The sequence below is a fragment of the Pelosinus fermentans DSM 17108 genome (assembly GCF_000271485.2).
Lineage (GTDB): Bacteria > Bacillota > Negativicutes > DSM-13327 > DSM-13327 > Pelosinus > Pelosinus fermentans.
On the sequence record NZ_AKVN02000001.1, the window covers coordinates 625,912 to 646,819 of the forward strand.

General features: G+C 42.0%; 13 protein-coding genes. 12 read left to right on the forward strand and 1 reads right to left on the reverse strand.

The genetic code is table 11. The features are described from left to right. The 12 genes from FR7_RS02855 (at window position 1) to serC (ending at window position 20,314) form a co-directional block, all read left to right on the forward strand. The gene (locus FR7_RS02855; protein ID WP_007951957.1) at window positions 1-3,468 is read left to right on the forward strand and encodes a bifunctional glycogen debranching protein GlgX/4-alpha-glucanotransferase; all 3,468 of its coding nucleotides are present in this window, start codon (window positions 1-3) and stop codon (window positions 3,466-3,468) included. A 247-nt stretch (window positions 3,469-3,715) separates the two neighbouring features. Further along, window positions 3,716-4,138 (forward strand): RrF2 family transcriptional regulator, encoded by a 423-nt coding sequence (locus FR7_RS02860; RefSeq protein ID WP_007938622.1) that lies wholly within the window; start codon window positions 3,716-3,718, stop codon window positions 4,136-4,138. 9 nt (window positions 4,139-4,147) lie between these two features. Continuing rightward, complete coding sequence (locus FR7_RS02865) at window positions 4,148-5,536, forward strand: cytochrome ubiquinol oxidase subunit I (protein ID WP_007938623.1); 1,389 nt, start codon at window positions 4,148-4,150, stop codon at window positions 5,534-5,536. Continuing rightward, window positions 5,527-6,531: a cytochrome d ubiquinol oxidase subunit II gene (gene cydB / locus FR7_RS02870; RefSeq protein WP_007938625.1), complete on the forward strand. Its 1,005-nt coding sequence runs from the start codon at window positions 5,527-5,529 to the stop codon at window positions 6,529-6,531. Before FR7_RS02865 ends, cydB begins: the two co-directional genes overlap by 10 nt. A gap of 143 nt (window positions 6,532-6,674) precedes the next feature. Then, entirely contained in the window at window positions 6,675-9,539 is a 2,865-nt protein-coding gene (locus tag FR7_RS02875; protein ID WP_007938627.1) for an FAD-binding and (Fe-S)-binding domain-containing protein, read from the forward strand. A 548-nt stretch (window positions 9,540-10,087) separates the two neighbouring features. Then, a complete protein-coding gene (locus tag FR7_RS02880; RefSeq protein WP_007938629.1) occupies window positions 10,088-11,278 on the forward strand; it encodes a L,D-transpeptidase in 1,191 nt (396 codons plus the stop codon). Between the two features lie 357 nt (window positions 11,279-11,635). After that, window positions 11,636-13,366, forward strand: a complete 1,731-nt coding sequence (gene cydD, locus FR7_RS02885; protein WP_007951963.1) for a thiol reductant ABC exporter subunit CydD — start codon at window positions 11,636-11,638, stop codon at window positions 13,364-13,366. After that, window positions 13,363-15,090, forward strand: a complete 1,728-nt coding sequence (cydC, locus tag FR7_RS02890; RefSeq protein WP_007938633.1) for a thiol reductant ABC exporter subunit CydC — start codon at window positions 13,363-13,365, stop codon at window positions 15,088-15,090. The genes cydD and cydC overlap by 4 nt, the downstream gene beginning before the upstream one ends. A gap of 101 nt (window positions 15,091-15,191) precedes the next feature. Continuing rightward, window positions 15,192-15,902 carry a DUF2225 domain-containing protein gene (locus FR7_RS02895; RefSeq protein ID WP_237715497.1) on the forward strand — a complete coding sequence of 237 codons (711 nt, stop codon included), beginning with the start codon at window positions 15,192-15,194 and terminating at the stop codon, window positions 15,900-15,902. Between the two features lie 469 nt (window positions 15,903-16,371). Continuing rightward, entirely contained in the window at window positions 16,372-17,958 is a 1,587-nt protein-coding gene (gene serA, locus FR7_RS02900; protein ID WP_007938637.1) for a phosphoglycerate dehydrogenase, read from the forward strand. 11 nt (window positions 17,959-17,969) lie between these two features. Then, window positions 17,970-19,223: a DUF1015 domain-containing protein gene (locus FR7_RS02905; protein ID WP_007938640.1), complete on the forward strand. Its 1,254-nt coding sequence runs from the start codon at window positions 17,970-17,972 to the stop codon at window positions 19,221-19,223. A 2-nt stretch (window positions 19,224-19,225) separates the two neighbouring features. Continuing rightward, window positions 19,226-20,314 carry a 3-phosphoserine/phosphohydroxythreonine transaminase gene (serC, locus tag FR7_RS02910; RefSeq protein ID WP_007938641.1) on the forward strand — a complete coding sequence of 363 codons (1,089 nt, stop codon included), beginning with the start codon at window positions 19,226-19,228 and terminating at the stop codon, window positions 20,312-20,314. A gap of 221 nt (window positions 20,315-20,535) precedes the next feature. Here serC and FR7_RS02915 read toward each other — a convergent pair whose 3' ends face one another. Then, the gene (locus FR7_RS02915) at window positions 20,536-20,847 is read right to left on the reverse strand and encodes a hypothetical protein (RefSeq protein ID WP_007938643.1); all 312 of its coding nucleotides are present in this window, start codon (window positions 20,845-20,847) and stop codon (window positions 20,536-20,538) included. Window positions 20,848-20,908: the final 61 nt, after the last annotated feature.

Here is a 20,908-nt window from a genome sequence, read left to right on the forward strand (position 1 = left end):
ATGAAGCAAGAATTAATTCTTCATGATTCACAATTGGAGTTTTTTCGCAGCCCCTTTGGGGCTGTTTGTTGTAATCAACCTATTGTTCTTCATTTGAAAATACAGAATTCTGTTACTCCTGTAAGTGTTGTACTTCGTTTATGGCGAGAGGACCGGGGTGAAGAGAAAATCCCGATGAAGCAGTTAGACGATTCAGGACAGACGATACTCTATCAAGTACAGCTGAATGCTCCCTTAGCTCCTTGCATTATGTGGTATTATTTTATTATTCGGCTGGAGGATAAGGTATATTATTATGGAAATCAGACTGACCGTCTAGGTGGAATCGGTCAATTATATGAGGCAGAACCTCCCGGTTATCAAATTACTGTATATAAGAACGGAGCCGTTACTCCTGACTGGTTTAAAGGTTCTGTAATGTATCAAATTTTTCCGGATCGCTTTTATAAGGAAACAGCAGATGGACAGGTTTTAGCAGCCCCAAAGGGAAGCGTTATTCACGCCCATTGGGATAATCATCCTTATTATATTCGTGATGCAGATACAGGACGGATTGTATCCTATGACTTTTTTGGGGGAAATTTGCAGGGAGTCATTGCAAAACTACCCTATTTGAAGGAACTTGGTGTTAGTGTCATTTACTTTAATCCTATCTTTGTATCCCCCAGCAATCACCGCTACGATACAGGGGACTACAAAACCATAGATGCCATGCTTGGTGACAACCAAACCTTCAGGGCATTGTGCGAAAAAGCAAAAGAATATGGTATTGCTGTAATTTTAGATGGTGTTTTTAGTCATACGGGCAGTGACAGCATTTATTTCAACCGGGAAGGAAATTATCCTGTGGTGGGTGCTTATCAATCCAAGGAATCTCCTTATTATAATTGGTATCGCTTTAAAGAGTATCCCCACTCTTATGAGGCTTGGTGGGGGATTGACACAATGCCCAATGTGGAAGAGAATGAACCTTCCTATGTTGATTATATAATTGAAGGAAGGAATAGTGTGATTAGGCAGTGGCTGCAGCTGGGAGCTAAGGGATGGCGTCTGGATGTGGCGGATGAGCTGCCGGATGAATTTATAAAAAGGATCTATAAAACCATGAAAAATGTGGACCCGGACAGCGTACTCATTGGTGAGGTCTGGGAAGATGCTTCTAATAAAGAGAGCTATGGAAAACTTAGAAAGTATCTGCAGGGGGATGAATTGGATTCGGTTATGAATTATCCCTTCCGCGGGATTGTACTGGATTTTATTCTTGGCGCGATTGGTGCTCCTGCCGTTCATCGACGATTTATGAGCCTGGCAGAAAATTATCCTCGTCAAAACTTTTATGCCATGATGAATTTAATTGGCAGTCATGATGTAGCCAGAGTATTGACCTTGCTGGGAGAGGCTCCCTCTCCGGACAGTCTGACTGTTGCTCAGCAGGCTGTATATCGTCTGCCTGCTGACAAACGTCAATTAGGAATTGCCAGATTGAAAATATTGGTTTTATGGCAGATGACCTTTCCCGGTGTTCCCTCCATTTATTATGGGGATGAGGCTGGTGTAGAAGGTTTTAAGGACCCTTACAATCGCAGAACGTATCCATGGGGCCAAGAAGATCAGGAACTGCTGGCTTGGTATAAACAAGTGATTGCAGTACACAATCGCTACGATGTTTTCAAAACAGGAGAATGGATTTCCCTGCCTGTCCATGAACAGGTATATGGATATATTCGCAAAATTAGCAATGGCAAGAATGTTTTTAGTCAATCAGCTCAGGATAATACGGCAGTGATTTTGTTAAATTCGAGTGTAGATCAATCCATAACCGTGGAACTTCCTATTCGCAAGTGGTGCCATGGTGTCATGATCGATATGCTGAATAACAATCAGGAAATACGGATTGTAAAAGGAATGTTGACGGTATGTTTACAGCCTTTGGAAGGTAAGGTTCTCTTACAAGTGGAAAAAAGCTTTTTCCCGCGCCAAGCAGGAATACTCTTGCATCCCACATCATTGACTTCTAAATATGGCATTGGGGATTTGGGAAAAGAAGCCTATGAATTTATTGATTTTTTACATAAGAGCAAACAGAAATTGTGGCAGGTACTTCCGTTGAATCCAGTAGGGGATAGTCATTCCCCCTATCAATGTCCTTCTGCCTTTGCGGGCAACCCTCTGTTGATATCCTTAGATAAATTAGTGAGCTTAGGGTTTTTGAATGCTAAAGATCTAGGACAGGTTCCTGTCTTCCCTGATGAGCAGGTTATATTTTCTAAAGTAAAAGAATATAAGGAATCCTTATTGTATAAAGCTTTTATGACATTTAGGAAGCAACGTATATCTCAGGATTATGAACGTTTTTGTAAGGCAAATCATGGTTGGCTTTCCGATTATACGTTGTTTATGGCGCTAAAAACCTATTTTAAGGGGCAGCCATGGCACCTTTGGTCTAGAGAAGCTGCTTTGCGGGAACCGGCAGCGCTGAAAAAGTATAAAGAATTACTGGCGGATGATATTGATTATCATACTTTTTTGCAATTTATCTTCTTTAGTCAATGGGAGGAGGTAAAAAAGTATGCGAACCAGCAGCAGGTCAATATTATTGGTGATATACCTATTTTTGTGGCCCACGATAGTTGTGATGTCTGGGCAAATCAGCAGCTGTTTGATCTAGATGAAAATGGCAGGGCAAAAACAGTGGCGGGGGTTCCGCCTGATTATTTTAGTAAAACGGGTCAATTATGGGGGAATCCTCATTATCGCTGGGCAGAAATGGCCAAAGATGATTACCGCTGGTGGAGAGAACGGCTGCAAGTTTTATTTTCCTTAGTTGACATCATCCGTGTAGACCATTTTCGCGGTTTTGAATCCTTTTGGGAAGTTCCCGCTATAGCAGAAACGGCAGAGCAGGGGCAATGGGTAAAGGGACCGGGAGAGAGATTTTTTCGTATTTTGCAAAAGCATTTAGGTCCATTGCCTATTATTGTAGAAGATTTAGGGATCATTACACCGGAAGTGGAGGATTTAAAATATGAACTTTCTTTTCCGGGAATTAAGGTGCTGCAGTTTTCGTTTTATTTTGATGAACAGGGAAAATGCATACCCTTTACCTGTGAAAAGAATGTGGTTATCTATACAGGAACTCATGACAATGATACAATTAGCAGCTGGTATGAAAAACTGCTGGCAGAAGACCTGACGTTAGCAGCATGCATACAGCAGGAAATTGGTCTGGATGAGGAAGACGGGATTGCGCCTCATTGGAAATTTATAGAATTTTTATATAAGGCTAATGCGGATACTGCTATTGTTCCCTTACAGGATATTTTAGGGTTATCTGGTATAGCCCGAATGAATCTTCCAGGTACAGCAGGAGGAAGCAATTGGGCTTGGCGGCTGAATAAGAAGCTGCTAACCAATGAGGTCAGTAGTCAGCTGGCTGGACTTACAGAAAAATATGCAAGATATTCATAGTCTGTTGGAGAAGCTCATTTACAACGGCAAAGGATGAGCATAGCTAACGCTTCGCCGTTGTACTTAACCTACGCTTATAGTTAGGCTCATCCTTTGCCTGTCTGTAGCTATAGATAGTTATTTTCGAGAGACTACATTCTTTCAGAGGGAAAATATTGTAAAAACTATTGACGAAAGGATAGGATCAATAGTAATATTAAATTAATACCGAACCGGTATGGTATTGATTATAAAAGGAGGTGTGTACGTGCAGTTCAACCAAGCCACAGACTATGCTTTCCGCGTCATTCTGCATTTGGCGGAACTGCCTGAAGGAGAATTAGCCAATAGCCAGACAATCGCTGAGCAACAAAGTATACCAGCAGGTTTTTTGCAAAAGATAATGCGTTCTTTAGTAAAAGGAGAATTGGTAAAATCCTATCGGGGAGTAGACGGAGGTTTTGTCTTGGCGATGTCGTCTGAAAAGATCAGCCTTTTGGATGTAATTGAAGTAATGGAAGGGCCTTTGGATTTGCAACGGTGCTTAAAAGAAGATTCCGCCTGCACGAAAGGGTGCGGAGGAAAATGTCCTGTACATGCTTCACTAGCTGTGATTCAAGCAGATTTTACAAAGGCTTTGCGTGAAGTTAACTTTGCTGGATTAGTGGGAAAAGATAAAGAGGAGAGGTAGGGGAAGAATATGGAAGAAGTGCTTTTGGCACGATGGCAATTTGCTATTACGACAGTGTACCACTTTTTATTCGTGCCGTTGACATTGGGATTGTCCGTATTAGTGGCCGTAATGGAAACCATGTATGTCAGAACAGGCAATGAAACGTACAAAACAATGACCAAATTCTGGGGTAAATTGTTTTTAGTCAATTTTATTATGGGTGTGGTTACTGGAATTGTTCAGGAATTTCATTTTGGTATGAATTGGGCTGAGTATTCTCGTTTTATGGGGGATATTTTTGGTGCGCCCTTAGCTTTAGAAGCCTTATCAGCGTTTTTCCTGGAATCGACTTTCTTAGGATTATGGATCTTTGGCTGGGATCGATTATCAAAAACAATGCATGCAGCTTGTATGTGGCTGGTTGCCTTTGGCAGCAATTTATCGGCGTTTTGGATTTTGGTAGCCAATTCCTTTATGCAGTCTCCAGTGGGGTATGCACTTCGCAATGGTCGGGCGGAAATGACTGATTTTATGCAGGTAATTACCAATCCATATGTATGGGGACAATTCCCGCACACGATTTTAGGAGGCTTAGTAACTGCCGGTGTATTTGTAACAGCCATTAGTGCTTACTATTTATTAAAAAAACGTCATTTGCCTGTGTTTAAACCTTCCATAAAGATTGGTTTGGCATGCATGTTGGTAAGCACATTGTTAGTCATGGGTACAGGACATTTACAAGCTCAATTTCTTGCTACAAAACAGCCTATGAAGATGGCAGCCATGGAGGCATTGTGGGAATCTGCTGATCCGGCCCCTTTCGCAATTGCAGTAGTGGTGGATGAGAAAAACAAAAAGAATTCTTTTGAAATCGGTATCCCAGGGGCATTATCTTTTCTGGCTTATGATAAGTTTTCAGGAGAAATCAAAGGGATTAACGAATTGCAGGCAGCTGCGGAGAAAAAACATGGACCGGGCAACTACACTCCGAATATTGCCCAATCCTTCTGGACATTTCGCATCATGGTATTATCCGGATTGTGGATGATGCTCGTGGCAGCATTAGGTGCGTTCTTCTTTTATAAGAAACGGTTAGAAGAAAATCCTTTTATTCTCAAGTTGTTGTTGTGGAGCCTGCCTTTTCCTTATATTGCGAATTCTACAGGCTGGATTCTGACAGAAGGCGGAAGGCAGCCTTGGATTGTAGTAGGTTTGCAAAAAGTCAGTGAGGGTGTGTCCACTAATGTAACCAGTACCGAAATCTGGATTTCGATGATTGGTTTTACGGTACTGTATGGAGCATTAGCGGCAGTAGCTATTTACTTAGTGCGTAAATTTATTATAATCGGACCCTTGGATGAAAAACCCGTTCTAAGTGTGCTGACGAAGAAGAAGGAGGCGACATTATGGAACTGAATATCTTGTGGTTTATCTTAGTAGGAGTCCTATTTACCGGCTTTTTTTTCCTGGAAGGTTTTGATTATGGCGTGGGTATGCTTTTGCCTTTTATCGGGAGAAATGATGTGGAACGACGCATTGTAATTAATACCATAGGTCCATTTTGGGATGGTAATGAAGTATGGATGATTACTGCAGGCGGAGCTTTATTTGCAGCTTTTCCCCATGTTTATGCTACTATGTTCAGTGGGTTTTACATGGCATTATTTTTAATGCTGGTAGCGTTGATTCTGCGAGGTGTAGCCATTGAGTTTCGCAGTAAGGACGAAAGTTCTAAGTGGCGCAGTACATGGGATTGGATGATCTTTATTGGAAGTACTTTGCCAGCACTGCTTTGGGGTGTCGCCGTTACGAATTTGATTCAGGGTATACCCATTAATAGTAAGATGCAGTATGCCGGGACTTTCTTTGATTTGTTGAGCCCTTATACCTTAGTAGGCGGGGTTGCCTTTTTATTAGTATTTTTATTCCATGGAGCATTGTTTCTGACTCTTCGGGTGGAGGGAGAACTCATTGAACGATCCCGTAAAGCAGCGGTGAAAATTGGCTTGCTTGCAGCTTTGGTTTTTTTGAGTCTTGTAGGTTTAACTTACACAAATACGGATTTATTTAAAAGTGCATTAGCCAGCAGCGCCTTATGGGGGGCAGTAGCAGTCTTTGTCGCCGGTTATGTTCTGCTTTGGTTAAAAAGATTTGGCTGGGCTTTTGCCATGAGTGGATTGGCAATTGCTTTTACGACGATAGCCTTCTTCAGCGGTTTATTTCCCCGGATTATGGTATCCAGTATAAATCCTGCGTGGAGTTTAACCATTCATAATGCCGCTTCCAGTGCGTATACGTTAAAGATTATGTCCTTTGCAGCCCTGGCCTTAGTACCGATTGTGCTGGCCTATCAGGGGTGGACCTATTGGGTATTTCGTAAACGGGTTACAGCGAAAGAGTTGGAATATTAATTATGAATAAGGGCAGCTGGTAAGCTGCCCTTATTCATAGAGTTAAATCAAGTCTCTTTATTAAAATATTGTGTATATTTTGTAGACTTATGGTATAGTGATAATAGGAGTCTTTGTTTCATTTAAAAAAGGGGGCGATGGGTATGGTAATGAAAGTTGTAGAGAGTGATATTGCGAAACTTCCCGATAATTATAGGAGTTTTTATCATGATGTTATAAAATTTATCCCTAGGGAACGAGTTTTTGTTGACCCGATTCGCACATTAGCATATGGTGCTGACGCTAGTTTTTACAGCATGCTTCCCAAAATCGTAATTAAAATAAAAAATGCAGAAGAAATGTCCAATATTTTAAAAAAGGCCAATCAGGTGAAAATTCCTGTGACTTTTCGTGCAGCAGGGACGAGCTTATCTGGACAATCTATTACGGATTCCGTGCTCTTAGTTGCTACAGAAGGCTGGCATAATTACTCCATTAGTCCTGGCGGTGAATCCATTGCGTTAGAGCCAGGGATTATTGGTTCTGAAGCCAATTCATATTTAAAATCCTATTCGCGAAAAATCGGACCGGACCCTGCAACCATTAACAATGCTATGATCGGTGGCATTGCAGCGAATAATGCCAGTGGTATGTGCTGTGGTACGGCTGATAATAGTTATAAGACAGTTGAGAGCATGAAGCTTATTTTTGCAGATGGTTCAGTGCTGGATACGGCAAGCGCAGCTTCGCGAGAAGAATTTAAAAAAAATAATCCTTCCATTATAGAAGAAATTGAAAAAATCCGTGATGAAATTAATGCAGACGCAGAGCTGACAAAGCTTATTAAGCGTAAATATAAAATTAAAAATACCACTGGATATGGTCTGAACTCTTTTGTCGATTATTCAGATCCTTTTGACATTATTAATCATTTAATGATCGGCTCAGAAGGCACATTAGGTTTTATTACGGAAATAACCTATAAAACAGTCATTGAACATGAGCATAAAGCATCGGCATTAATGATTTTCCCTGATATGAATACCACTTGTCTGGCAGTAATGGAACTTGACCGTGATTTGGTCGCTGCTGCTGAACTGATGGATCGTGCATCTCTTCGTTCTGTAGAGGATGAACCGGGAATGCCGGATTATTTAAAAACTTTATCACCGGATGCAGCTTCTTTATTGGTAGAAGTGCGGGCAGGAGATAAGGCGGCCTTAAATCAGTTAATTGAAGATGTAAAAGCACGCTTAGCAGATCTTCCTACTGTATTGCCAATTACTTTTACGGATGTTAAAGCAGAATATGAAGTTTTATGGCATATTCGTAAAGGAATTTTCCCTGCCGTTGGCGGTATGAGGAGACCTGGCACCTCTGTTATTATTGAGGATGTGGCTTTCCCGAAAGAACGAATGGCTGAAGCTGTGCTGGAACTTCGTAACATTATGAACAAATATAACTATGACGACGGCATCATTTATGGACATGCTTTAGATGGCAATGTGCATTTTGTTGTAACGCAAACCTTTAAAAATCAAGAAGAAATTGAACGCTATCAGTCCTTAATCAAAGATGTTTGCGACATGGTAGTCAATGAGTATGGCGGATCGCTGAAGGCTGAGCATGGTACAGGCCGTAACATGGCACCATTTGTGGAAATGGAATGGGGCAAAACGGCTTATAGTTATATGCGCAAATTGAAAAAGGTATTTGATGCGGAACATACCTTAAACCCAGATGTTATTATCACGGATAACCAATTGCTTTATATTCAGAACTTGAAGCCCATGGCTCAGGCTCATGAGATCATTGATAAATGTATTGAATGCGGTTTTTGTGAAATTAATTGTCCTTCGAAGAATCTTACAGCTACGCCTAGACAGCGTATTGTGGTGCAGCGTGAAATTGCCAGATTGCGCCAAACCGGCGAAGATCAGGAACGTCTGCGTCGTTTAGAAGAAGATTATGCCTATTTTGGTGATGAAACCTGTGCTACAGACGGATTGTGTTCTACCACCTGCCCTGTGGGCATTAATACAGGAGAGCACACGAAGCATTATCGGGCCCAATTAATGGGAGATAACGGAAAATCCATTGGACGTTTCATTACGAAAAATTTTGCCGGTGTAACAACTATGGCACGTATGGGACTGTCTAGTGCTAAAATAGCACATTCCGTACTCGGTACTTCTTTGATGGGCGGTATTGCTGGCGGACTTCATTCCATCAGCGGCCATAAAGTGCCTTTATGGAATCCTTGGATGGCAGGACCTGGTCAGACCCCTGATCCTTCCCGTTCCAAAAAGGGTGTAGATGGCCGTAAAGTCGTGTATTTCCCAAGTTGTGTGAGTCGTACTATGGGTGGTTCTGCTCCTGGCGATCGGGATAAACGTCAGCTTAGTCAGGTAATGATTCAATTGATGGAAAAAGCCGGTTATGAAGTGATTTTCCCTCGTGAGATGGATAAGTTATGCTGCGGTATGCCTTTTGAAAGTAAAGGGTTATTTGAGTCGGCAGATAAGATGAGCAGTGAATTGGAAAAAGAATTAATAGTTGTGAGCAATAATGGGGAGTATCCTATTGTTTGTGATACAAGTCCTTGTATTTATCGTATGCGAAAAGTAATGGATAAGAAGCTGAAAATGTATGAACCCGTAGAATTTATCCACGACTACCTGTTTGACTTGCTGGAATTCAAACAACAGCCGGAAACCATTGCTGTACACGTAACTTGTAGTTCAACTAAATTAGGTCTTAAGGAGAAGTTTAAGAAATTAGCAGAAGCTTGTGCGACGAAGGTGGTCATGCCAGAGCGGGTTAGATGTTGCGGATTTGCTGGTGATAAAGGCTTTGAAGTACCAGAATTAAATGAATCTGCTCTAGCTGAGCTCAAAGACAGCTTACCTGCAGATTGTACTTCTGGTTATTCCAATAGCCGTACCTGCGAAATGGGTCTGGCCCATCGCAGCGGTCTTAGCTATCAATCCATGGTGTTCTTGGTTGATCGTTGTACAGTAGCAAAATAACAAGTACTTTAGTACTATAATATGAGTTTCAAAAAGTTATGCTTCCTATTAAACAGTAGGGAGCATAACTTTTGCTACTATTAAAACTCTATGAACCACAAAGGCACAATGCCGCTAATGCGGCACACAAAGGAGAACACAAAAATAAGTTTTAAATACCCCTTTGTGTACTTTGTGTCTTTGTGGTTGAATTCGTTTGGTTTAAATATTTTAAGAAAAAAGGGCAAGAAAAAATGATTGAACCGCGAAGGTGCGAAGAGATGCGAAGAACACGAAGGGGGATATCGGCCTGTCATTGCGAGCATAGCGAAGCAATCCCCTGCCTCTTACAAGATTGCTTCGCTATGCTCGCAATGACAAATCAATGTTACATCCATCCTTCCGAAGGAATATTTTCATTCTTTCTGTTCTTCGCGTCTTCGCGGTTCAAAATATCTTTTCTCCGATATTAGCAGGTAATTTTTTTACAGAGAGAGGAACGGTTAGGGAGCATCGTGAATATATTGATGAATATACGAGAAATGTAGAAGATATTGGAGTCTGATATAATGGATGACATGGAACAGGGGTATTCCCGGTTACTAAAGAAAAAGCAGAAAAAAGCAATCCATTTATCTAAGCAAATTGCTTTCGTGCAATATACTTTAGCTATAGTAATTAGTTTTTCCATCCTGTTAAGCCTAGTGTGGTTAGGGTGGCAGTATGGAGGCACTAGCGTGACAGTTGCTAGTTCATCTGGGCATCAGGTAATTACTTCGCAGCAGCCTGTGGCTGGACCTAGTTATTTAAAGGCATTCCCGATGGTCGATGGGATGGCAGGAGCTTCAGCAACCTTAAAAGGAGCATTGCCGGCTTGCCGAATTGTCATTAATTTGCCTAGTCGCACTCTTGATTTTTATAATGAAAATCAGTTGGTGAAAACCTATCCTGTAGCGATTGGCAAACCTGCTACACCGACACCTATTGGCAGTTTTACTATTCAATATAAAGAGATTAACCCTTGGTGGTATCCTCCTAAAGGCAAGAAGATTGTACCTTCTGGTCCTGATAATCCTTTGGGATACCGCTGGATGGAGTTTGCTCCTTTATATGGTATTCATGGCACGAATGAACCGTGGGCAATTGGAGGCTGGGTTTCAAACGGCTGTGTCCGCATGAATGAATTTGATGTGGAAGAATTATTTGAAGCTGTTCCTTATGGAACTGGCGTATACATACAGTATGATCTGGTGAGAATAGAAAAAAATACCACGGGCCAAGTTTCTATAGGAGTCTATCCGGATTTATACGGTTTAAAAAGACAGCCCGTCACAGTTCTTGAGATCGAACATAAGCTGCTTGAAGCGGGTATACCTAACTTCGCCGACTCCAGTACCCTGCAAAGTATAATTGCGCAGCGTCAAGGGCATCAAAATCCTTTGTTTCAAGTTCATAATTTCAAAGTGAATGGAATACTTCTGCCAGATTCGATTATTGCCAGCCAGGGACAAAACTTTGTTCCAATTTGGGCAGTAGCGAATTTTTTTCACACGGATGTAGTATGGGATGAACAGCAGCAGTTGGTATATAGTCATCAGCAGGCTGTGCCTGGTTTTGTAAAAGGAAAGATTCTCTATGTAACCCAACATGATGTACAGTCTTTGTTTGGCGGTATGTGGCTTTGGAAAGAGACTGATAATTGCTGGGAGTTATCGGCTTTTGCAATTGGAAAGAGCGGCTCGGCAGGGCAGCAGAAATAAAAATATTGCATGTTAGGAAAAAGCTCGTTATTATAGAATAAGATCGTTATTGCGCTGATAAATCCTTTGGTCTGTGAAAAGAAACTACTACGGCAGCATGATGACATGCTGCCGTTTTTCCAGTAAGTAGAGAAAAAATAAAGGGAACGTTAACACAGAGGGCACAGAGATCCACGGAGAACACAGAGAGTGTACGCTGAGGGGATGCTTTTATTCTATCGATCCTTTCTCTGTGCCTCTGTGGTTCGATTATTTATGTTTTAATTTTCATATTCTTCGCATCTTCGCGTTTAAAATGTTTTATTTTTTAGGACAAGCTTATGGTAAGAGCAGATCTAGAAGGACGGGAGTATACGTATGGTTGATAAACGACTTATGAATCAGCTGAAGCAGCATCGACGGCAGTTTTCTGTATTGGTTGGCCTGGGGCTGGGTGGTGGAGTGCTCGCTGTATTGCAGGCTGATTTCATGGCTAAAATTATAAATGGTGTTTTTTTAGCCCAATTGGATTGGGCAGGAGTCAGCCAGTGGATGGCTGCTTTATTTGTTGTAATGACTATGCGCAGCATATTTGTTTGGTTAATTGAAGTGACGGCCCATTCTTTGGCTGCTTATATAAAAAAGTCTATGCGGCAGAGGATCTTGACTTCGCTTTTTGCTTTAGGACCCATGTATATCAAAAGGCAGCAAACAGGAGAATTAATTAATGTACTGGTGGAGGGTGTAGAAAATCTGGAACCTTATTTTGCTAAATTTCTGCCCCAATTATTTACTGCGGTTACTGTTCCTCTCGTTGTGCTGTCAGTAGCATTTCCTCTTGATATCACTACAGGTATTATTTTATTGCTGACTGCGCCGCTGATTCCCGTTTTTATGATATTGATAGGACGTACAGCAGAACAGGTTAATAAGCGTCAGTGGGAGACCTTGTCCCGCCTGAGTGCTCATTTTCTGGATGTGCTGCAGGGCTTGACGGTGCTGAAAATTTTTGGACGCAGTATTGAGCAGATACAGGTCATTCATCGTATGAGTTCAGAGTTTCGTGATAAGACTCTTGGCGTGTTAAAAATTGCATTCTTATCCGCTTTGGTATTGGAATTAGTCGCAACGATTAGTACGGCCTTAGTGGCTGTAACCATAGGACTGAAGCTGCTGTATTATAAGATGGAGTTCAGCCAAGCATTTTTCTTATTGCTCTTGGCTCCTGAGTTTTATTTGCCTTTGCGTCAATTAGGTACTCATTTTCATGCAGGAATGGCTGGAAGTGCAGCAGCAGAACGTATCTTTGGAATTTTATCCTTGCCTAAAAGTTGGGATGTGAAGGAGAGGACGATCCCTCTGGCCCGGCAGCAGCAAATAAGTATTGCCTTTGAAAATGTACATTATGCTTATGACAATGGGGAACGCCTGGCATTAAATGGCGTATCTTTTGCAATAAAGCCAGGAGAGACCGTGGCTTTAGTCGGAGCCAGCGGCTCTGGAAAAAGTACGATCGCCAGTTTATTATTAGCATTTATGCACCCTGATAAAGGGCATATCACAGTCAATGATATGAATTTGACCGATATAAGACTAGAAGACTGGTTATCTCAGGTTGCTTTTGTGCCTCAGTCCCCTCACTTATTTTATAAATCAGTGGCGGATAACATTCGATTAGGGCGAGAGAATGCCAGCTTGGAGACGATCATGCAAGCGGCAAAAAATGCTGGTGCTCATGAGTTTATTATGGGGCTGCCAGAAGGCTATGATACTCTGGTGGGAGAAGGCGGACATGGATTAAGCGGCGGAGAGTGTAAGCGCTTAGCCATTGCCAGGGCATTTTTGCAGGATGCTCCTTTTTTACTGTTAGATGAAGCGACTGCAGGCCTGGATCCGCAAAGTGAAGCTGTAATTGATGAAGCGTTAAGCAGACTGATGCAAAAACGTACTGTATTAATTATTGCTCATCGACTAAGTACTGTGTACAAAGCTCATTGTATCGTGGTGCTTCATGACGGAAAACAGGCTGAAGCTGGACCCCATGAGGAATTAATGAAGAATCAGGGTTTATATTCTCAGCTGGTGTTGGCCTTTAGAGGTGAAAAATGAGTATATTCCTACGTTTATTGCAAATTATGGGTTCTTCTTGGCGGACCATGGTGATGGCAGGTCTCTTTGGTTTTTTAACCGTTGGGAGTAATATCGGATTGATGGCAGCATCTGCATATTTGATTTCTGGTGCTGCTTTGCATCCTTCCATTACAGAGTTATCCATTGCCATTGTGGGAGTGCGTTTTTTTGGAATCGCCCGGGCGATTTTTCGTTACTTAGAACGTTATGTTTCTCATGATGCCACATTTCGTTTGTTAGGTACCGTACGGGTATGGTTTTATACAAAGTTAGAAGGTTTAGCGCCAGCCCGGCTTTTGGAATGGAGAAGCGGTGAGCTTTTTAGTGCTATCGTTAGTGATGTGGAGACGCTAAAGGAATTTTATCTTCGGGTATTGGCTCCCCCTTTCATTGCCATTTTAGTGGTAGTTGGCACATGTTTGTTTCTGGCACAATTTAATTTGGTCTTTGTGTATGTACTAACCGGCGGAGGGATATTCCTTGGGGTACTCTTGCCCCTGGCCGTTTCTCGGGTACAAAAATCCTTGGCAGAGGAGTTAGTGACGGCGAGGATGCAGATGAAAGCCCAATTGGTGGATAGTATTACAGGCATTGTGGAGCTTGCTGCTTTTGGTCAGACTCACCGCCAAGCTCAGAATATTGCTGAACTTGATGAAGAATTGGCAGGGATTCAGGGCAAAGTGGTGAACCAGGCAGGGATGATCGATGCCCTGGGGTTATTTATCGTAAATGCTACGGTGTGGCTAGTCCTGTGGTTTGCAATACCCTTAGTACACAGTGGCCAGTTGGAGGGTATTTATTTAGCAGTTGTAGCCCTAACGGTGCAAAGCAGCTTTGAGGCTGTACTGCCCCTGCCATTGGCAGTACACTTTTTGGCTGAAAGCATGGCAGCCGCCAGACGGCTGTTTGGGATTGTCGACCGGGTACCGGCGGTTATTGAACAGACCGAAGGTATTTTAACCGGGACGGATGGGACGCTTACAGTAAAAGACTTGAGTTTTCGTTATCGTGCAGATGGGGCGGCAGTTTTGCGTAATATTTCCTTTACTGCTGCTTCTGGACAAAGTGTGGCGATTGTTGGTCCAAGCGGGGCAGGGAAAAGTACATTATTATACGTTTTGCTGCGCTTTTGGGAGTATGAAGAAGGAAGCATCCTTCTTGGCAGTCATGAGTTAAAGAAGTATCAGTCTCAAAATCTGAGGACGATGTTTAGTGTGGTATCCCAGCAAAGCCACATGTTTAATGCCAGCATTCGGGATAATATTTTACTGGCAAAGCCTGATGCCAGTGAAGCAGAGTTTGAGCAAGTAATAGAGAACTCAGAGCTGACAGAGCTGCTAAAATCTCTGCCCCAAGGTTCGGATACGATGGTGGGGCAGAATGGTTTTGCTTTATCCGGAGGGCAGCGTCAGCGCATTGCTATTGCCCGGGCTTTACTGCGGAATGCTCCTATTCTCATTTTAGATGAACCAACTGTTGGACTTGATTCTTTAACAGAAGAGGCTGTTATGGGGACTCTTGCCAAGTTAATGGCTGGGCGTACTACGATTTTGATCACCCATCGATTGACAGGTCTTAAGCATATGGATACTATTTTTGTGCTTGAGGCTGGGCGAATTATTGAGCAGGGGACTCAGGAAGAATTACTCAAAAATGAAGGTTTATTTTATCAGTTATGGCATTTACAGCATGATGTGGTATAATATTCAAGAAAAAGATTATATACGATGCATTAAAAAACTTGTATAGCAATTGTTATGCAATTAGAAATACATGTTAATTAGCAGTATATTATAGATTGCTTATGATAGGAGATGGAGTAGGAGATATGCTAGAGGCCTTATTTTCTGTAGAAAAAAATTGCCCTATTTGTCAAGAAACTTTCCAGGTAACACGGGTGCGGTCCCGCTTGGTAATGATGAAGCAGGATTCGGATTTTTGTTCTTATTATAAAGATATCAATCCTTATTATTATAAAATCTGGATGTGTCCCCATTGTGGCTATGCAGCACAGGATAATTATTTTGAAGAAATTCAGCCTGCGGCGGCAGAGCGCATACAAGGATTTTTTGCAGACCGGAATATAAAAATTGATTTAAGCGGGACACGCAGCAGGGAACAGGGCATTGTAAGCCATCAATTGGCGATTGTTTGTGCTGAATTGGCATCCGTTCCTGCCAGCAGATTGGCTGGACTGCATATGCGATTAGGCTGGCTGTATCGGGAGGCTAAAGCGGTAGAGCAGGAACAAGCTACTTTGCTTAAGGCAGTTGATTATTATGAGCACGCTTTGGACAATGAAAGTATGCCTGTGGGTCCAATGACGGAGTTGACGATTACCTATTTGATTGGTGATTTGCTGCGTCGGACAGGTCAGAGCGAGAGAGCATTGCTGTATTTAAATAAAGTCGTTAGCAGCCCTAAAGCCAGGCAGGAAAAAAGGATTGCTGATTTAGCCCGGGATGCTTGGCAGGAAGTGCGTGCCCAAAGACGTGAAAAAGAGGAAAATGCATAAGCAAGATGCAGCATTTAGCCCTTTAAGTGAAAAATAGTCAAGTGGATGCAGTGAGTGTACAGTTTCAGAGAGTAAAACCTTAAAAACTGAGGAAGGACTGGGAAAGTGTTTTCTGTAAAAATACACTTGACTTTCATAAGGTGATAAAATATAATATGTTTAAATTGATACATGAACATGAGGAAAGGGAAATTAAGTGTACAGAATGTACAGAGAGCCGGCGGGTGGTGTAAGTCGGTCATTTTGACAGTTGATTCCGCCCTGGAGTGGCTAATGATGAATTATGACGGGTGTCGCCCGGTATAGCGATAAGAGTTGGCTATATATGTAGCAATTTGGGTGGCAACGCGGGAATATCTCTCGTCCCTGGTGGGATGAGGGGTTTTTTTATATCTTTTTTTAAGATAACGTGTTTATTTATATTGAAAATGTATAACAGTAGGATGATAATTGTATGGAGGGAATGTAAATGAGAATATTAGTAAGTGATCCGGTTTCAGCACAAGGGGTAGAGCTATTACAAAAAGAATATGAGGTAGATGTTAAGATAAAACTACCCATTGAGGAGTTAATAAAAATTATTCCTCAGTATGATGCTTTAGTAGTACGCAGCGAGACGAAAGTAACTAGAGCGGTTATTGAAGCAGCGGTTAATTTAAAAGTAATTGGCCGTGCTGGAGTAGGCGTTGATAATATTGATGTAGAGGCAGCTACCCAAAAAGGCATAATTGTACTCAATGCACCAGAAGGAAATACGATTGCAGCAACAGAACATACGATGGCAATGATGCTGGCGCTGGCCCGGAATGTTCCCCAAGCTCATGCCAGCTTGAAAAATGGACAGTGGCTGCGCAGCAAGCTGATGGGTGTGGAAATGCGCGGTAAAACATTAGGAATTCTAGGACTGGGGCGTATTGGTTCAGGTGTGGCAAAACGAGCTTTAGCGATGGAAATGAACGTTGTAGCTTATGATCCTTTTATTAACGCAGAGCAGGCCTCAGCTATGGGAATTCAACTGCTGGAACTAGATGAAATTTTCCCGTTGGCTGATTTCATTACGTTGCATTTGCCTTTTACCTCTGAAACGAAATATCTGTTAAATAAAGAGCGTTTTGCTAAAATGAAGCCCAGTGTACGGATTATAAACTGTGCACGAGGCGGCGTCATTCATGAAGGGGATTTGGCAGAGGCTGTTGAACAAGGTATTGTAGCAGGTGCAGCAATTGATGTATTCGAAAAAGAACCCGTCAATCCGGACAATCCGCTATTAAAGCTGGATCAGGTAATCGTGACACCTCATTTAGGAGCTTCTACAGCAGAAGCGCAAGTTGGTGTGGCGGTGGATGTGGCAAAAGGTATTATTGCAGCGCTGAAGGGGGAACCTATCGCTACGGCAGTAAATATGGCACCGATTCAGTCGCATGTGTTAGAGGTTATTCGTCCGTATTTTAACTTGGCAGAAAAAATGGGTTGTTTGGCCATTAATTTGGCCGAAGGACGTATAACAGCAGTTGATGTAGAATATAATGGGGAAATTAGTGAAGTCGATACAAAAATGCTGACCACAGCCATGATTAAAGGTTTGCTAAATTCCATTTTGACAGAGCATATTAATTATGTGAATGCTCCAGGGGTTGCAAAATCCCGCGGTATTAAAATACGCGAAGTAAAAAGTAAAGAAACGGCTAACTTTGCTAATTTGATTACTGTGCGAGTGCATACGGATAAAAAGACCCATGTTGTAGCCGGAACTTTGTTTGGACATGAAGAAGGCCGTATCGTAATGATTGATGGATACCGGGTGGATGTTGAGCCTCAGGGCTGGCTGATTGTGGGACTTCACTTGGATCGTCCGGGAATGATCGGCTATGTTGGTACTATTTTAGGTACTGATGGGATTAATATTAACAGTATGCAGGTTGGCCGTACAGAGGTTACGGGAACCAATATTATGGTGATGAGTGTAGATTCTGACGTACCAGCAGCGACTATGCTTAAAATAAAAGCTGTGGATGGAATCTTGGGAGCAAAAATGATTAACTTTTGTGTAATTTAGGAGGAAAAAGTATGGCTAGTGTAAAACCTTTCCGCGGTCTTAGACCGGCACCCGAATTGGCAGATAAAGTTGTTTCTCTGCCCTATGATGTAATGGACTCTGCTGAGGCAAGAGCCATTACATCCCAAAATGAATTGAGTTTTTTGCGCGTTACGAAATCGGAGGTGGACCTTGCTCCAGATGTGAATCCCTATTCAGAAGAGGTATATCAAAAAGCCAATGAAAATCTTCAGGAGTTTATAAAAAAAGGAATTTTAATCCAGGATGAGAAACCTTGTTTTTATATTTATAAGCAGCAGATGGGAAGCCATACCCAGGTAGGATTAGTGGCAACGGTATCTGTTGTTGAATATAACAATAATATTATAAAGAAGCATGAATTGACCAGACCGGATAAAGAACAGGATCGAGTCAATAATATTACAGCTACAGGGGCGCAGACGGGAGCTGTATTTATAACTTATAAAGCAAATGATCATATGAATGCTGTTATAGCCCAGGGAATGACAAAACAGCCGGTATATGATTTTGTCACCGAAGATGGAAACAGCCACACGCTGTACATTGTGGATGACGCTGTTAAAATAGAGGCAATTGAACAGGCTTTTGCCCGTGTTGAGTCCTTATATATTGCTGATGGACATCATCGTTCTGCTGCTGCTGCCAGGGTTTATGAAACCTGCAAGGCAAATAATCCTGAGCATACTGGTGAAGAAGCATATACCAGGTTTCTGGCAGTCATTATCCCTCATACAATGACAAAGATTATGGATTATAATCGAGTTGTAAAAGATTTAAATGGATTAACTGAAGAAGCCTTTCTCGAAAAAATCCAAAATAAATTTACTATTGAACCGTGTACTCGAATCTCATGCAAAGCGGAATATCCCCATTATTTTGGCATGTATCTGAATAAAGCATGGTATAAATTAGTGGCGAAACCAGACAGTTATGACGAGACAGATCCCGTAGGAAAGCTGGATGTTAGTATCCTCCAGAGCAATCTGCTAGAGCCTGTCTTGGGTATCGGCAATCTTCGTACAGATAAACGCATTGATTTCGTCGGAGGCATTCGCGGCATGGGAGAATTAGAGCGTTTAGTAGATAGCGGTGAATATGTTGTTGCTTTCTCCATGTTCCCGACATCGACTAAGGATTTAATGGCAATTGCTGATGCTGGCCAAATTATGCCGCCTAAGTCAACTTGGTTTGAGCCGAAACTTAGGGATGCGATCGCAGTACATTTGATAAATGGAGGAAACTAAAGATGGCACAGCGTGTTTTTAATTTTAATGCAGGTCCGGCAATACTGCCTTTAGAGGTGCTGGAAGAAGTACAAGGTGAATTACTCAACTATCACGAAACGGGCATGTCCATTTTAGAAATGAGCCATCGTTCGAAAGCATATGAAGGGATTAACCGTCAAGCCGAGGCCAATCTGAAAGAGTTGTTGGGCTTAGGTGATAACTATAGAGTACTATTTCTGCAAGGAGGAGCAAGTACCCAATTTGCGATGATACCAATGAATTTCCTGCCCCCGGGACGGACAGCAGACTATATATTGACAGGTTCCTGGTCAGAGAAGGCTTATAAGGAAGCCAAATTATTTGGAAATACCCATGTAGCTGCAACAACTGCTGAGGGCAACTACAAGCGTACTCCTAATTTGGATGAAATTCAGTTAAGCGATAATCCTGCCTATGTACATATCACTTCAAATAATACGATTTTTGGTACCCAATGGAAAACCCTGCCTTCCTTTGGTGAAGTACCATTGTTTGCCGATATGTCATCGGATATTTTGTATAAGCCTTTTGATGCAGAAAAATTTTCTTTAATTTATGCCGGAGCACAAAAGAACTTAGGTCCATCCGGAGTTACCGTTGTTATTGCCCGCAAAGAGCTATTAGAGAATAATCCGAAAGATATTCCTACGATGCTGCGATACGAAACCCATGCTAAGAATGATTCCCTTTATAATACGCCACCGGCTTTTTCTGTGTATGTACTAAACTTAGTGCTGCAGTGGATTAAGAAGCAGGGCGGATTAGTGGGAATGCAAAAGCGTAATGAAGAAAAAGCTGCTTTGATTTATCATACGATTGACAACAGCAATGGTTTTTATATAGGGCATGCGCAAAAGGACAGTCGTTCTTTAATGAATATTACCTTCCGTTTGCCGAGTGAAGAGCTGGAGAAGACCTTTGCCAGTGAAGCTGAGAAGGCTGGTCTTGTCGGTCTTAAAGGGCATCGTTCTGTAGGCGGTTTACGGGCTTCCACGTATAATGCCATGACGGTAGAAGGCTGCCGGGGACTACAACAATTTATGCTGCATTTTCAGCAGAAAAACGGGTAAACTACAGGAAGAAAAGTTAGAAAGCGGGAGTACAGGTTGACTGTATCCCGCTTTTCATCTTATTCTTTTTACTCTGACGCTCAATTGCCATTTCTACTGTCGACCAACGAAGGTGGAATCTCGTTGAACTTTTTCTATGAGAGCGGCAGGATTATTTCCAGGAGACCGTGAAGTAGTAATGATAAAAAAGATAAAGATTATTAAATAATAGGTAAGATTTATTATAATTTACTCTGCTGCAGGTTTAAGGAGGATTGATCTTGTTCAGATGAATCCGGCAGAGGGGTAATTTGGAGGGGAATACCTCCAGCAGTCGGTGCCAGGGTATTAAAAACGAAGGTGTAGATTAAGCCGAATAAGCCTGAGGCTAAACCTGCTAAAAGCGTGATAAAAGCTCCTCCAAGGAAGCCGAGAGAACTTCGGTCCATAATGAAAAAGAGCAAACCGACAATACTTCCCGTACAAATACCACCAGCAAACATTAGATAAAAAACAGGTCTATAGCCAAGGCGAATCAGTTTATAATTAAACATACGATCAACTGCCTTTCGATCCGAGTCTTTCAGTGTGGAATATAAAATCTAGGAGGAATGA